Here is a 14,988-nt window from a genome sequence, read left to right on the forward strand (position 1 = left end):
TTTCAAACAACTTGCTTTTTCCTATTTTCCCTGCGGGGCATAGATCTCTTTCCTGTCTCCCCATGTTCCCGCAAGGCAGAGCTGACCGGAACCGGTAACTCCTTCTTTTGCCCCATCGATCTCCTTATCGGTATACGTCTGAAACCAGCGTTCCATTTGATGCCTCATTGCTGTCACCTGCTGCCCGGCACTTTCTTTGTCTATCAGGTTGATTTTCTCGCCGGGATCCTTCTTCATATCATATAACTCGTTTTTTCCATAGGGATAACGATGGATGTATTTCCATTCCCGGGTCCGTATCATCCTCACCGGGCCGTATTCATCATATACCACCACTGCGTTATCCCCTCTGTCCGTATCCGTTCCTTTCAGCAGATCCGCAAAACTCCTGCCCGGAAGAGCCCTGCCTCCGGGAGCGGAAACACCGCCCAGCTCCAGAAGCGTGGGGAATACGTCATAGGCGCTCACCATTTCGCCGCATACCTGCCCCGGCGGGATATGGCCGGGCCAGGAGGCGAGAAACGGAACCTTCACCGCCGTATCATACATGTTCATGGGAAAGGTGCCGTTTCCTTTCCCCCATATTCCATGGTGGCCCATGCTCATACCGTTATCCGCAGTATAGATTACCAGCGTGTTTTTGTCCAGCCCCAATGCAGCCAGCCGGTCAAGCAGGCGGCCTATCTGTTCATCCATTGCGCTTATTGCCGCAAAATAACCGGTCAGGTTTTCCCTTCTTTTTGACGTCCCATATACCGGGCCGGTGGTCATGTCCGGGTGATCCGGGATATCCGGGATATCCGCAAACGTACAATCCCGGTAATATGCTGTCCATTTGGCAGGATGATGCTCCGCTCCCCAGGGAGAGTGGGGTGCCGTATAATGGACCGACAGATAAAACGGCTGTTCCTCCCCTGCCATCTCCTCCAGATATTCCAGCGCTTTGTCCGTGATCAGTTCCGTCACATAACTGCCATGCCTGACGGTGATCGTTCCTTGTTCCACAATATCGGGATGATAATAGAAACAGCCTCCCAACGCGATAGTATACCACCGGGAGAACCCCTCCCGGCACCGCACACTGTCTCCCAGATGCCACTTCCCCGCAAGGGCGCACTGATAGCCCTGCCCGGAAAGCAGCGCCGGATAGGTCAGCTGGCCTTCCAGGTAGTCCGTCGGTTTCCACTCCCAGGAATAGCCTCCCTGATAAGGGTTTTCCTTTCCCTGTGCGGCGAACTTCTCCGCGTCCACATTACCGCTTCGGATCCAGTCATGCACGCCGTGGGCGGAGGGAATGGTGCCCGTGAGCAGCGACGCCCTGGCCGGGGAGCACACCGGGGACACACAGAAAAAATCCGTAAACCGCATACCGGCTTCCGCTATCCGGTCCAGATTCGGCGTATACAATTCCTCTGCTCCCGCGCAATGCATTGCCCAAGCGCCCTGGTCGTCCGCCAGAATAAATACCATATTGGGTCTGTCCTTCATACGTATCCGCCTCCTGCCGCAGTCCGGGAAGGCGGGAATATAACTCCCGCCTCCGCCGTATTCCTCCTGCAATTTCTGCCTGATTGTTGTTTATTTACCTGCATGATATACTTCATTGACAGATTCCAGAATCTTTTCCCCGCCCTGTGTACGCCATGCTTCACTCAGTTTTTTCGCTCCTTCATCAATATCGATCTTGCCCTGCAGCATATCTGTAAAATACTGGGTAAATACATCACCTGCCACGGAAGCATTTTCTATCTCCACCGGTGTTTTCTGTTTAATCAGGTTTTCCACCTGGCATTCGGTTGCAAGCTTCACGGTTTCCAGTGCCTGTTCCCGGTTGGGATCGGTTGCGGGGATATATCCGCTTTCCAACGGCCAGTAGAAGGATCCCCAGGCCAGCGCATGTGCCCATCCGTCCGCCGCAAAGGCATCTTTGGCCCTCTCTTCTTCATTGAATACAATTTCATCGCCGTTCATCGTATAATGGATGCCTTCAATACCAAGACGCAGAAGGTTGTTTCCTTCCTCAGAGACCATAAAATTCACAAATTCCACCGCCTTGTCGGGGTTCTTGCAGGCTGCGGTCACACAGGTCATCATGCCGCCCTTTCCCTGTTTATTCAGGCCGCTTGCCCCGTCCGGCCCTTTGGGAGGCAGTCCGTAGCTGATGGTGGCATCGGGGAACAGTTCCTTTACGCTTGATTCATGACGGGTAACATGACGGAACAGAGGCACCAGTACGGAACCGGTTTTTCCCTGATAGAATTTCTCTTCTTTCTTCGTGCCGTCATTGAGCATAAGCTCGGGATCAATCAGGCCGCTGTCCCACAGATCCTTGATGTATTTCATGGCCGGGACAAAGGAAGGATCCTCAAACCATGCGATAACATTATCATTTTCATCCAGCGAATAGTCCGCGTATTTCAGGCCATAGGCAAAGAATACCCAGTCAAACGGCCCTACCGCATCCGGTCCCGTTACTTTGGAGGACGTATAGCCGAAGGTATCGTTCTTTCCGTTTCCATCCGGATCGTCATTCGTAAAAGCCGTAAGTACGGTTTTCATGTCATCCAGTGTTTCCGGATAGGCAAGCCCCAGATTGTCAAGCCAGTCCTGCCTCATGATAATCAGCGCATTTGCCGCATTATACTGGGTAATGAAGGGCAGTCCGTAAAATTTTCCGTCGATGGCAGACCAGGCATACTCGTCGGTCCATTTTTTCACATCGGGATTGGCATCAAAATAATCATTCAGCGGGATAACCATCCCGTCATCGATCCACTGCTGGGTGGCTGAGGTTCCATAAGCTCCTGTCACCACGTCCGGGAAATCCCCGGATGCCATAGCCACATTTACTTTTTCCACATTGCCCTCAGGCACGATCTCTACCGTCAGGTCTATATTCAGCCTGTTATTGATCTCTTCAATAATCCTGTCGTCGTCCTTGATTACCGCCGCCGCGGCATCGCCTGTGGTCAGCCATCGGATGGGCACCCTTTCGCCCGTATCCTTCGCTTCGGTCTGCTTTTGTTCCTCCGCCTTATCCCCGGAAGCCTGCGCGGTGCCCGCCGGTTCGGAGGCTGCCGGCGTAGCGGCCGTCTCATTGCCGCCGCTTCCGCAGGCTGTCATTGACACCACCAGGGAGACAGCCAGGAACAGTCCCATAATTCGTTTCGCTTTCATAAATAAATACCTCTCTTTCCTATTGTTTACGGTACTCTTCCGGTAGCTTCCAAAAAAGTTCCGTTGTTACACATAGTTGTCAGCCCTTCACGGCCCCCATCATTACCCCTTTGGTAAAATATTTCTGGAAAAACGGATAAGCACACATAATGGGGATAACCGCCAGCATGACCGCCGCCATTTTCATCGGCTGTCCCAGCAAAAACAGGCTTTCCCCGCTTCCCGAATACGCCGCATCGTTTTCAAACAGCATGGAGCGCAGGAACAGCTGCAGAGGCCATTTAGCCCTGCTGTTTATATACATGATCGCGGAGAAGAAGTCATTCCAGTGATCCACCGCATAAAACAGGGCGACCGTCGTAATTGCCGGCTTGGATATGGGAAGCATGATCCGGAACAGGACCCCGATATCCGTACAGCCGTCCAGGAGCGCCGCTTCTTCCAGCTCCGCCGGAAGATCCGAAAAGAAATTGCGCAGGATAATCAGATTATAGGTATTGATTGCGGTAGGCCAGATCATCGACCACAGGCTGTTCATCAGGTGCAGATCCTTCACCACGATATAGGTGGGTATAATGCCGCCTGAAAACATCATGGTAAACACCGCCAGAAACATGAGCACTCGATGCCCCCGCAGATCCTTTTTGGATAATACGTACGCTGCCATAATGGTGATCAGCATATTGATGAGCGTCCCGGCCACTGTAATAAAAATACTGTTTGCATACGATATCCACAGGTCAATGTTTTTCAGCATATAGGAATACCCTTCAAAGGACCATTCTCCCGGCCAGATATGGATATTGGTGGACAGGTAGCTTTTCAGGGAAGACATGGAAACCACCAGGCAGTCCCAGAAGGGATAAAAGGTAACCAGGGCCAGAAGCAAAAGGATACTGATATTGATTCCATCAAAAATCCGGCTTCCCAAAGACCGTTTGATATGACTTCCCGTGTTTGTGTTTTTCTTTATCTGAGCCGGTTTCATCAATAGATCCCCTCCTCTCCCGCCATACGTGCCGCCTTGTTGGCAATGACAACCAGTACAAAATTAATAACCGATTTAAACAGGCCCACCGCCGCCAGCTCGAATTTGCCTTCCTGAAGGCCCATCCGGTAAACGTAGGTGTCAATAATATCCGCCACCCCATATACACCGGGGTGATACAGGACAAATATCTGTTCAAAACCCGCCTGCATCAGACCTCCGATACGTGTAATCAGGATCACTATGATGGTGGACCGGATACAGGGAAGGGTAATATGCAGCAGCTGCTGCCAGCGGTTGGCACCGTCGACCGTAGCCGCCTCGTACAGCTGGGGATCAATCCCCGTCATGGCCGCCAGATAAATAATGGTGTTCCAGCCAAAGGTTTTCCATATCATGGAAACCACCATCGTCGGAACGAAAAACCTCTCATCCGTCAAAAAGCCGATAGGCGCAAATCCCAGCTTCTGCAGGATGCCGTTCACAATCCCGGAATCCATGGAAAGGAGATTGGTGAGAATACCGCCCAGCACCACCCATGATATGAAATTGGGGATATAGATCGCGGTCTGGACCGTTTTTTTCAGCTTCTGTCCCCGCAGCTCATTTAACATCAACGCTACGATAATAGGGACCGGGAATCCAAAAATCAGACGGATTATGCTGATCCGCAGTGTGTTCCAGAAAACGGAGTAAAATTTATCCATTCCGAATAACTGCCTGAATACATCAAATCCTGTCCAGGGGCTTTTCATAATCCCCACCATCGGATTAAAATCCTTAAATGCGATACTCGCCCCATACATGGGTATATAACAGAAAATAATGTAATAGGTTAATGCCGGGACAAGCATCAGATACAGGTATTTATGTTTCCATATATACTTGGGAAGCGAAGCCCCCTGCTTTCCCGCATCCCGCCCCTTTTTCCTTACAGGTAATTTTTCTTCCACCCTGCCCTCCTATCTCCCAAGCCTTCGGGATATCTTCTTCCGTCAGTTTTGTGCATAATGCATTTCACATAGCATCATTCAGCTTTTTCGTTATGCATATCTTCCAACTGCTTTCATTATAGAATCAGGAAACGGTTAAAAAAATACAAAAAATAAACATTATTTCATACAAGGAATCCAATCCATCCTTTTTTTACGGTAAATCCGCCGTTAATGGCAAAAAATCAACCTGATTATGCGGATATAGTTTATTTTTTGCCATTAATTATCACAAATATATACACGAAAGCTTACTATGTATTGTTTTTTGTTGTGCATATACACCAATTCGGCGGCTTTCCAATTTGACAAAATTTGCATGACAGATATAATGAAGTTATCTTTAGGCAAGGAGAATACAAGATGGGCTTTTTAAAAAACAAACCGGAAAACAAGCATAAATGGAAGAACATCCTCAAGTCCAGGCAGTTCCGTTCTTCGATGCAGCTCCTCCTTATCTGCATTACGTCGCTTTTTGTCTTTATTGGTTTTACCCTGTCCCTTGAAAAGCTTCTGGGCTTCCGGGAATCCCTGGAAACGGAGGCCAGCCGTGCCGCCTATTCCTTCCAGGAGGTAATCAGCAGCACGAAAAACAGTGCTGTCTTTTTGGGCACCATGCCTTCCGTGGAGCTTATTTTGAACCATGAAAACCCTACAGTAGATCAGCTTTCCCGGATGATAAACGATCTGGAGCCTTTTTCCTCCCTGTATCATTACGAAACCATCGCCCTCTATTATGAGAAACCCCAGCGTATTTATGATTCCAACAACGGCATATACCATTACAGCGATTATTTCGCACCGGATTTTGTGGAGCTGCTTCACAACATGAATACGGATGATATGTGGCTGTTCCATAAAGCCAGCACCAGTTATTACGGGGTCTCCAGGAACATGGATATGCTCACCTATATCCGCAAGCTTCCCCTGTACGAAACTCACAGGAAGGGGTATATTTCCTTTTCCCTCTCCCTGGAAACCCTTCAGAAACAGATCGCCGAAACGCTTTCCGGCTCTCCTTATCCCGCTGTCGTATCCTTTGAGGGCCATCTGATCTGGTGTTCCGCCCCTGATGCTATGACGGGATGGGATTATACAAAAGCAACGGAAGAAAACACCGCCTCCCTCCTGCCCGGCAGAAGGGAATACTCGTCTGTCACCAATTCCGATGTGCAGTGCAGTTTTTATGTGACAAATTCCCAGATAACACGGATGATCCTTTCCGACCTGCTGCCGCTTTTTCTGGTGTATCTGGGCGTCCTGGCAGCCGCCTTTCTGCTGTCCGTTTTTTATACCCTGCTCATGCTCAGGCCGGTGGATGAGCTGATGACCAAAATAGGTCTTACCCCCTATACCAAAACCGCCAGTCCATCTCCCGATGAATATTCCCAGTTAAGCTCCGCATTGGACAGCATTTCCGGCCAGCTGTCCAATATCAACCTCATCATGCAGGAAAACAAACAGCTCATCCGGGAACAGCTGCTGCGCGGCATCCTCTATGACTATGTAGACCTGAAGCAAATCACCGAGGAATACGGGGCAAATGAGATCATTTTTCCATATGACAACTATGTCCTGATCCTGATTTCACTGCCCGGGCTGGAAAAAATCGAAACCTATGCCGGTCAGGAGCAGATCAAGCTTGTACTCCGCAATACCGCCGTGAATGCGTTTTCCATCCTGGGGAACTGTTACAGCCTTTATACGGAAAACCGGGTCATTGCCGTCATTCTGAATACGGATCACCGGACGGATCTTCAGACAGAGCTTCTGAACATATGTACCCTGATAAAAAACAACCTGAAAAGCAGCGTTTCCCTCTATCCGCTGTTTTCAATCGTTCTCTGCTCCCGTTCCGATCCCCGCCTTTACCAGGCCTGGCACCTCGCCCAGCGGAACTTTATTTTCACCTCGGATGATGCGGATGATTTTGTTTCCTTCAGCAGCCAGGAGGAATACACGTCCGCAATCGACCTGGAGCTGCTCACCAGCTTTACCCAATGCATCATCAACAAAGATTCCGCCCTGCTGAAAACGTTGGGAAATACCTTCTGCGAACGCTATCTGCCGGAGAAAACAGATCTGGAGGAAGCCAAACGGCTGACAAGAATCGCTCTGTGCACCATTGTTAAAAATCTTCTGGAATTGAATATAGATGTGAAAGAGAACCTTCTGACCGAATGCACCGGAAAGCTTACCAACGCCCAGTCTGTTCATGAATGCGACGGTATTTTCTTTGGATGCATGTCCAATCTCATTGATGACGAGGGCAAAATCTCCGATGAATCACACACCTATATCAGAAAGGCCGTCCATTATCTGGAAACCCATTATTCCGAGCCGCTGACCATTCCCCAGGTCGCTGATTATGTGGGGGTAAGCGCCATCTATCTGAACCGGGTGTTCAAGCTTTCCACCGGTAAAACCCTGTCCGAATATCTCAACTATTATCGGACCACCCAATCCCTGCCCATGCTGGAAGCCGGTGCAAAAACCATACATGCCATCAGCGAGGCCATCGGATATAACGATGTCAGGAGCTATATCCGCTTCTTTAAAAAGTTCTATAATATGACGCCGAATGAATACCGGAAAAAGTACTGCAATAGGTAACCGCCTGCTGTTTCTGCCTGTCCCCGGAAGGCCCGGCCGGTTCTACCTTGCTCACATTAAATTTATATTATAAGGCAATGCCCCAAAAAACGCAACGGCCTGTACCTCTTTCTTCTGAAAACGAGGTACAGGCCGTCGGCGGCTTCCGCTCCGTCTGCCATTTCAAGATAATGTCATGCAAAGATCCATAAACAGCTGCATCAGCGGACTGATCCATTTGTTTTTATGATGTGCGCAGACGGCCGTAATGGATCTTCCGCAAATGGAGACGGGAATCCGGGCCAGCTCCCCGTTTTCCAACTCTTCCTGCACGGTAAAAGCGGGCAGAAAGGAAATTCCCACATCGTTTTTCACAAGGTTTTTGATGGTGGGGATACTCCACAGCTCAATGGTATGATCAAGCGTAATGCATTTATCCCTAAGATACTGTTCGAAAATCTGCCGGAAAATACAGTTTGGCTCGTTAATGACAAACGGGACGGGAATGGTTCTGTCCGATGTTATAAAATCCGGGTATAATCCTTTGGTTGCCGCAGATGCAACCAATATCAGCGGATAACTGCCCATAGGGTGCACGGTAAGGCTGGAGCCAAAACCTCCCACATCTTCATAAAACACCCCCAGATCCAGGGTTCCGTTTAAAAGCTCATTTCGAATATCATAACAATTCATGGAACGCAGCAGCAGGCGCGCCTTTGGCGCCTGCCGGTGAAAGTCTTTCAAAACGGCAGGAAACCGGTAGCACAGAAGCGTTTCTGCTATGCCAACCCGTAAATCCCCCCGGCAGTCCGCCAGATTATCTTCGAAAAAACGCAGTTTGTCTACCGAATGCAATATCTCATCCACATAAGGCACCAAATTCTCCCCGGCCTTTGTCAAAACCATCCGGCGGCTGATTTTTTCAAAAAGGCGGACGGACAGTTCCTGTTCCAGCTGGCCAATCTGAAAGGTAATGGCTGACTGGGTATAACCCAGTTTTTCAGCAGCTTTGCTGAATCCCCCTTCGTCAACGATTGTCCGGAAGGTATGCAGATATTTCAAATCCATAATGGGATTTCCCTTTCTTAATACTTCAATAGAATTGAAATGTATCTTAAATTATTTCAATTTTACATAAGTTTTATATGGATGTATTATAATCCACAGAAGAAAATCCGGCAACCCAAAAAACAAAAAAGGATGGTTACTTATGAAACAGGAAATCAAAAAAAAGCAGCAATTGTTCCAGATAGTCGTGATTGTTGCCGCGGCATGTCTTGTACACGGCGTAATGCAGGGTGTACATGATAACTATGGGATTATGATGACCGGCCTCCTGCCGGTAACAGGTATCGGCTATGCGGAAATCAGCTTCTGCATTGGGGCCGGGGCTTTAGTCTATGGATTTGCCCAGCCTCTCCTGGGAATGCTGGCGCTCAAAAAGTCAAACGTATTTGTCATTTTTCTGGGAATCCTTTTTACCATCACCGGTCTGGCGGCCACACCTTTTTGCCGGAATTTTTTCCCGCTTTTCCTTTTTTTCGGGCTGATCCTGCCTTTTGGGACCACCGGCCTCTGCTTCGGCATCGTAATGGGAGCTATCACGCCGGTACTCGGGGAACGGCGGGCGGCGGTTGTTTCCGGCATTGTACAGGCCAGTGCCGGGATCGGCGATGCCCTGATGTCTCCCGGGCTGGAGACGCTTATCTCCAATTTTGGCATTCATCTGACCATGACGGTAACCGCTGTCCCATTCCTTATCATGATACCGGTTGTCCTGTGGCTTGGAAATACGAATAAAACCCATACTATCCTTCCAGACAATGAAGCGATCCGCAAAGAATCCCTTTCCGTCATTATTAAAAATGCACTGCGGGACAGAGACTACCGCCTGCTTGTGCTTGGCTTTTCCACCTGCGGCTTTCACATGTCTATTATTGAAAGCCATCTTTTCTCCCAATATCTGTCCTATGGGATACCGGGGCGAATGGCTTCCCTCTCGCTGACTGTATATGGGATCGCCACCATGACAGGCGCTGTGGCCGTAGGATTTCTCGGCACAAAATTCCGCCTGAAACAGGTTCTGGGAGGTGTCTATACTGTACGGATTTTGGTTTCACTTGGTTTCCTTCTCCTGCCAAAAACAATTCCCTTCGCGTTTATCCAGGCAACGCTTCTCGGCTTGAGCGGAGATGCCACAGTGCCTCCCACATCCGGCATTATCAGCCGTAAATTCGGCTCGGGGAAAATGGCTGTCCTGTATGGATTTACTTTGATCGGACACCAAATCGGCGCCTTTGTCAGTTCTTTTCTCGGAGGCCTGCTCGTTAAAATGGGCCTTGGCTATACACCGTTATGGGCAATTGACATGCTATTGGCCGCCTTTGCAGCGGTTGTTAGTTTTTCCATACGAAATGATACCATTCCGGCAGCGGTTCGGCAGGGCAAACGCATTCACTGCACAAACCGTCAAACATGAAACACATTGGGGCACTTTATCCGGTCGTATGGGCATCATCCCCTGTACACGGATCCCCCATATCCTCTCATGCCCCTTACAAAGACTGCGCCCGGAAATACTTTGCCTGGTTCCCTCAGGAAAGCCTGCGGAGCACAAACCGCTGCTCCTGTTCTTCCTTTTTACGGATTTTGTACCCCTCCTTTAGCAGGGCTATTCCGGGCAAATCGCCTCCCACGCCGCATACCTTTGCATCCACATGCAGATGGATATGCCCCGAATCCGACAGTTCATGGATATGTTCCGCTTTGTCCAGGGCCTCCTGGCTGTAGGTATGGACACTGAAATTCATACCGTCCCATACAGCTTCTTTTGAGTCTGCATCAGGCACATCCGGGCGGGGCTTCCTTATAAAATCCCGGTTTCCGTCCTCTATCCGTATCCCGCTTCCCTGCTTTTCCCTGATTTCCACAAACCGTACATCACAGTGATTGCCGTTTTCCTGGGGGCGCATATATCTGTGCTCCATCTCCGATACCCTTCTCTCATAAAGGCCCAGGCGGATTCCCCCTTTTCTGTCACAGTAGCTTTCCTCCGGCCCCCTGCCGTACCACCTTATCCCGTCATAGCATCCCGGAAGCTCCAGGCGCATTCCGAACCGGTAAAGATCCGTCTTGGGCGTCCCTTTGTGTTCCACCTCCACCGTCCCGTCGGCATGGATTGTATAGAGGAAGGATAATGGCCCTTCAAACAGCGGGTTGATAAAGGAAACCCTTACCTTACGCCAACCGTCTTCTTCCCATAGCTCAAACTGCTCCAAATGTCCTTTCTCTGCAGCCCCCGCCAGAATATCCGGTGCAAAAAGCCTGTTTACCATCGCTTCATCACCAAGCCGTTCCAGCAGTTCCTGCCTTCCGAAGTTTATAATCCCTCTGTCATTATCCGTCTTTGCCCTGTAATATTCCGCTTTCATAGGGCTGCAAAGCAGATTTCCATCCCCATAATCCAATTCCGTCATCCAGCCCGTTTCCCTGTCGAAAGCGATTTTCCATTTACCGGCTGCCTTTCCTGTAAACAGTACCTTCTTTCCTTCCCGCCGGACATCTGTTATTTGGCCGCTTGCTTCTGCCGTGTTCCTCCGCCGGCTGTTCTTTGCATTTCCAAATGGTAAGATAAACTGCTCAAAGGCTTCCTCTTCCCCCTTCTGCGCCCACAGGCAGTCATTCTTCCTGCACAGCGACACAGTGAGTATAAACTCCCCTTCCTGCATCCGTTCTTTTTCATAAGGGATTTCCCATTCGTCTTCCGTCTCCGGCGCCAGTGAAAAAGGCAGAATGCCCTCTTCGGTTATGCTGCCGTCCCGCATAACCGACCAACGCAGCTCATATATGCTTTCATCGGCAAAACAGTTCTCATTCCGAATCACAATCCGGCCATTATCTTTCCGTCCGATACGGAAATTTTGGTATGTTTTTTTCACCTGGAGAATGGCCGGATGCAGGCTCCGATCCGCTCCGGTCAGGCCATTGGCACAGAAATACCCGTTCGTTTTCCCTTCGCCGAAATCCCCGCCGTACAGCCATTCCCCCTTTTTCCCATGAATGGCCTGATCCGTAAAATCCCAGATAAAACCGCCTGTCATTTGATCACAGCGTTCGAAAATATCCCAATATTCCTGGAAGTTTCCCAGGCTGTTTTCCATACAGTGTGCATATTCACACAGCAGGATCGGACGCCCTATATACTCCTCTTTTTTCATCCTTATGCCTTCCGCCAGCCCAACGACACCCTCCACATCAATATCCTGTCCGGCTGCCATCTGCTTCATAATTTCCGTCGGATAATACATGGCGGAGAGGAAATCGGAGCATTCCTTCCTTTTATCTCCTTCATAATGCACCGGCCGGGAAGGATCCAGCTTCTTGCAGGCATCGTACATCCACCGGAAATTTTCTCCCTTACCGGCTTCATTTCCCAGAGACCATAGGATGACGCAGGGGTGATTCCTGTCCCGCACAATCATACGTTCCAGCCGGTCCTGAAGCACAGGCCTGAATTCCTCTTTGTCTCCGGGCAGGACGCTGCGGACTCCGTGGGTTTCCAGATTACATTCGTCCATAACATAAAGCCCGTATCTGTCACACAGTTCATAAAAATATGCCCCATCCGGATAATGGCTCGTCCGTACCGCATTGATATGATGCCTCTTCATTATCCGGACATCTTCCTCATATCGTTCCGGTGCGATTGCCCAGCCGGTATCCCCGTCAAAATCATGCCGGTTTACCCCTTTCAGCTTCACCTTCCGTCCATTCACATAGAATACACCGTCTTTGATTTCTATTTTACGGAAGCCGTAGAATACGGTTTTCTCCTCGCAGCTGCCGTCCTCCATCCAAAGTGCCGCATGAAGCGAATATAAATACGGTGTCTGTGCACTCCACAGCCCGGGCCGGTTCACAGTCCCTTCCAGCACCACGGTCCGGCATTCTCCCGGCTGCAGGCTCTCTTCTCTTTCTCCCAGCTTCAAACATTCGTCCCCGTCTTCCAGCCAGCCCTCCACCGTCACCCTGCGTACCGTCATATCCCGGTTTATCACTTCCGCCGTCAGCCTGCATTCCGCCCTTGTATAGTCCTCCGACAGCTCGGAATCCAGATGGAAATCCCTCACATGTACCCGGGCTTCCGCCTGCAGATACACATCCCGGTAGATACCTGAAAGAACCCACATATCCTGATTTTCCAGATAAGAGGCATCCGTATATTTGCGTACGGCCGCAATGATTTCATTTCCCCCTTCCTGCAGACAGGATGTGATTCTGAACTCGGCAGGAAGCATGGAGCCTTTGGAATACCCTGCTTCCCTCCCGTTAACATAAACTGTCAGATCCGATTTGGCCGATTCGAATACCAGATAGATTTCCCGGTTTTTCCAGCCCGGAGGGACGGAAAATTTCTTCCGGTAAATTCCGGTTTCATTGACGGCAGGATCGATGTATGGTATCTTTTCCGGCGACGTTTCCACGCCCTCCGGAAAGCTGTGGGCGAGGTAAATCGGCGGTTTTCCCCAGCCCTGAAGCTGCCAGACCCCCGGAACCGTAATTTTCCCCCATGCCGCAGGTTCCGGGATCCCCTCCCCTTCCGCCAGCATAAAATCCCAGCATCCGTTCAGGCTGATGCGGTATTCTTCAGCCCCCTCCTTATTACCCGGGCCGATACGGTACGGCTGCGCCATCACCCTCGCTTTTTCCTTCTTTCTTCCCGTTACCGAAAAATCCATCCACTCTTTCTTCCGCTCCTTTTTCATCTCCCGCTGCCGCCTCCCTTTTCATTCCTTTTCTCCAGCTCTTGTACAATCCCCGCATGTACTTCCTCCGTCAGCCCATAAAAAAACATAGGTATCATAGCCAGTGCAAAAGCGGCGGCAACCACCAGGGTCATTATCCCATAGAACGCGGACAGCGTGGTGCCCGTCTGCACCTGGCCGGGCGCATACCCGGTAACTGTCAGTATCAGTCCGATCAGCCCGCCGCTGAGAGCCAGACACAGCTTGGAAACAAATGTCTGGGTAGAGCTGATCAGCCCCTCCCTTCTCTGTCCCGTTTTCCACTGGGCATATTCAATGGTATCCGCAATCATGGCAGATTCCAGGACCAGAATAAAACCAAAGCTCACACCGGTAAGCGCTATCATTACAAATACCATTGTCCTATCCGAATAGCCGGTAAAAAAGAACAGCAGATTGCTTAAAACCCCATAGATACAGGCTCCGAGGAATACCCTTTTTTTCCCGAATTTCCTGGCCAATACAGGAGCCGACAGCATACCTGCCAGCATGCCGGGGATCGAAAGCGCAGTTAAAATAGATACTAGGGAAAGGGCTCCCAGATTATACTGGGCGAAATACGGCAGCGTGCTGTTACGCAATCCATTTGCGGTGAGAATGATCAATACGGAAAGGATAATCAGGAGCAGCGGTTTGTTGCAGGCGAGTACCCTCAGACTGTCACCCAGCCCATTTTTCTTTTGTTTTACCGGTTCCACATGCTCACGTATCCCTGCGAAGCCGATTATATAAAAAATAACGCTGACCACCGCAAACGCAACGGCTGTCCTGAAAAACCCTTTTTCCTGATTTCCTTCTCCCAGACGCTGGGTCAGCGGGATAATGATCACTGCCGATACCACCGACGTCAGTGTCGTGGCGGTTCGTGCGATGCTGAAAATCCCCGCCCTCCTGCCGCTGTCCCTGGTCATGGCAGACGGCAGACTCCAGTATGGGATATCCACTGCCGTAAACGCCATACTCAGAAGTACATAGGTTACCGCCGCATATGCCACCTTTCCGCTTCCCGGCAAAGCCGGTGTATAGAAGTTCAGAACCAGAAGAATACCCACCGGCACTGCCAAAAACAACAACCAGGGCCTGTACCTGCCCCACTTGGTCCTGGTGCGGTCAGCCACCATCCCCATCATGGGATCATTGACCGCATCCCAGATACGCGTGAACATCATAATCAACCCTGCCGCTCCCGCGGTGATTCCAAATACATCCGTATAAAATATGAGGATATAGCTTCCCCACAGGCCATAGACCAGATTCTGCCCCACACCTGCCGCGGCATGTCCCGCAATCTCCCTTGCCTTTACCGCATTTTTTTGATTCCCGCCTGCTTCAGACATAAAAAAACCTCCTTTTTCTCACCTTTACAGCAACGTTTTCCGGCCGGTGCCGCGTTTCTGTATCCAGTGTAAGAAAAAGAAGGTCCTGTGTCATTCTC

9 protein-coding genes are annotated in these 14,988 nt (G+C 50.2%); 2 read left to right on the top strand and 7 right to left on the bottom strand.

From position 1 onward, the window contains the following. Window positions 1-21: 21 nt before the first annotated feature. The 4 genes from DXA36_RS19930 to DXA36_RS19945 form a co-directional block, all read right to left on the bottom strand. On the bottom strand, window positions 22-1,488 hold the full coding sequence (locus DXA36_RS19930; RefSeq protein ID WP_118681281.1) for a sulfatase-like hydrolase/transferase: 1,467 nt from the start codon (window positions 1,486-1,488) through the stop codon (window positions 22-24). Between the two features lie 90 nt (window positions 1,489-1,578). Next, a complete protein-coding gene (locus DXA36_RS19935; RefSeq protein ID WP_118681232.1) occupies window positions 1,579-3,177 on the bottom strand; it encodes an extracellular solute-binding protein in 1,599 nt (532 codons plus the stop codon). A gap of 79 nt (window positions 3,178-3,256) precedes the next feature. Continuing rightward, window positions 3,257-4,165, bottom strand: coding sequence for a carbohydrate ABC transporter permease (locus tag DXA36_RS19940; protein WP_118681233.1), 909 nt, complete (start codon window positions 4,163-4,165; stop codon window positions 3,257-3,259). After that, complete coding sequence (locus tag DXA36_RS19945) at window positions 4,165-5,118, bottom strand: ABC transporter permease (protein ID WP_243114694.1); 954 nt, start codon at window positions 5,116-5,118, stop codon at window positions 4,165-4,167. The genes DXA36_RS19940 and DXA36_RS19945 overlap by 1 nt, the downstream gene beginning before the upstream one ends. 402 nt (window positions 5,119-5,520) lie before the next feature. Between DXA36_RS19945 and DXA36_RS19950 the strand changes: the two genes are divergently transcribed. Beyond that, window positions 5,521-7,770 (top strand): helix-turn-helix transcriptional regulator, encoded by a 2,250-nt coding sequence (locus DXA36_RS19950; protein ID WP_118681234.1) that lies wholly within the window; start codon window positions 5,521-5,523, stop codon window positions 7,768-7,770. Window positions 7,771-7,932: 162 nt separating this feature from the next. Here the strand turns inward: DXA36_RS19950 and DXA36_RS19955 are convergent, their stop codons facing one another. Continuing rightward, window positions 7,933-8,817: a LysR family transcriptional regulator gene (locus DXA36_RS19955; RefSeq protein WP_118681235.1), complete on the bottom strand. Its 885-nt coding sequence runs from the start codon at window positions 8,815-8,817 to the stop codon at window positions 7,933-7,935. 142 nt (window positions 8,818-8,959) lie between these two features. On the opposite strand from DXA36_RS19955, the gene DXA36_RS19960 reads away from it, so the two are divergent. Continuing rightward, complete coding sequence (locus DXA36_RS19960) at window positions 8,960-10,228, top strand: MFS transporter (RefSeq protein WP_118681236.1); 1,269 nt, start codon at window positions 8,960-8,962, stop codon at window positions 10,226-10,228. A gap of 115 nt (window positions 10,229-10,343) precedes the next feature. Here DXA36_RS19960 and DXA36_RS19965 read toward each other — a convergent pair whose 3' ends face one another. Together DXA36_RS19965 and DXA36_RS19970 are read right to left on the bottom strand one after the other, a co-directional pair. Further along, the gene (locus DXA36_RS19965; protein ID WP_118681237.1) at window positions 10,344-13,514 is read right to left on the bottom strand and encodes a glycoside hydrolase family 2 TIM barrel-domain containing protein; all 3,171 of its coding nucleotides are present in this window, start codon (window positions 13,512-13,514) and stop codon (window positions 10,344-10,346) included. After that, window positions 13,511-14,890, bottom strand: a complete 1,380-nt coding sequence (locus DXA36_RS19970) for an MFS transporter (protein WP_118681238.1) — start codon at window positions 14,888-14,890, stop codon at window positions 13,511-13,513. The genes DXA36_RS19965 and DXA36_RS19970 overlap by 4 nt, the downstream gene beginning before the upstream one ends. Between the last annotated feature and the right edge of the window lie 98 nt (window positions 14,891-14,988).

Source organism: Eisenbergiella sp. OF01-20 (assembly GCF_003478085.1).
In the GTDB taxonomy this organism is placed as follows: Bacteria; Bacillota; Clostridia; order Lachnospirales; family Lachnospiraceae; genus Eisenbergiella.

Excerpts from the sequence above, each read along its gene's own strand:
- DXA36_RS19930 (WP_118681281.1), bottom strand. The coding sequence starts at position 1,488 with ATGAAGGACAGACCCAATATGGTATTTATTCTGGCGGACGACCAGGGC.
- DXA36_RS19935 (WP_118681232.1), bottom strand. The coding sequence starts at position 3,177 with ATGAAAGCGAAACGAATTATGGGACTGTTCCTGGCTGTCTCCCTGGTG.
- DXA36_RS19940 (WP_118681233.1), bottom strand. The coding sequence starts at position 4,165 with ATGAAACCGGCTCAGATAAAGAAAAACACAAACACGGGAAGTCATATC.
- DXA36_RS19950 (WP_118681234.1), top strand. The coding sequence starts at position 5,521 with ATGGGCTTTTTAAAAAACAAACCGGAAAACAAGCATAAATGGAAGAAC.
- DXA36_RS19955 (WP_118681235.1), bottom strand. The coding sequence starts at position 8,817 with ATGGATTTGAAATATCTGCATACCTTCCGGACAATCGTTGACGAAGGG.
- DXA36_RS19960 (WP_118681236.1), top strand. The coding sequence starts at position 8,960 with ATGAAACAGGAAATCAAAAAAAAGCAGCAATTGTTCCAGATAGTCGTG.
- DXA36_RS19965 (WP_118681237.1), bottom strand. The coding sequence starts at position 13,514 with ATGAAAAAGGAGCGGAAGAAAGAGTGGATGGATTTTTCGGTAACGGGA.
- DXA36_RS19970 (WP_118681238.1), bottom strand. The coding sequence starts at position 14,890 with ATGTCTGAAGCAGGCGGGAATCAAAAAAATGCGGTAAAGGCAAGGGAG.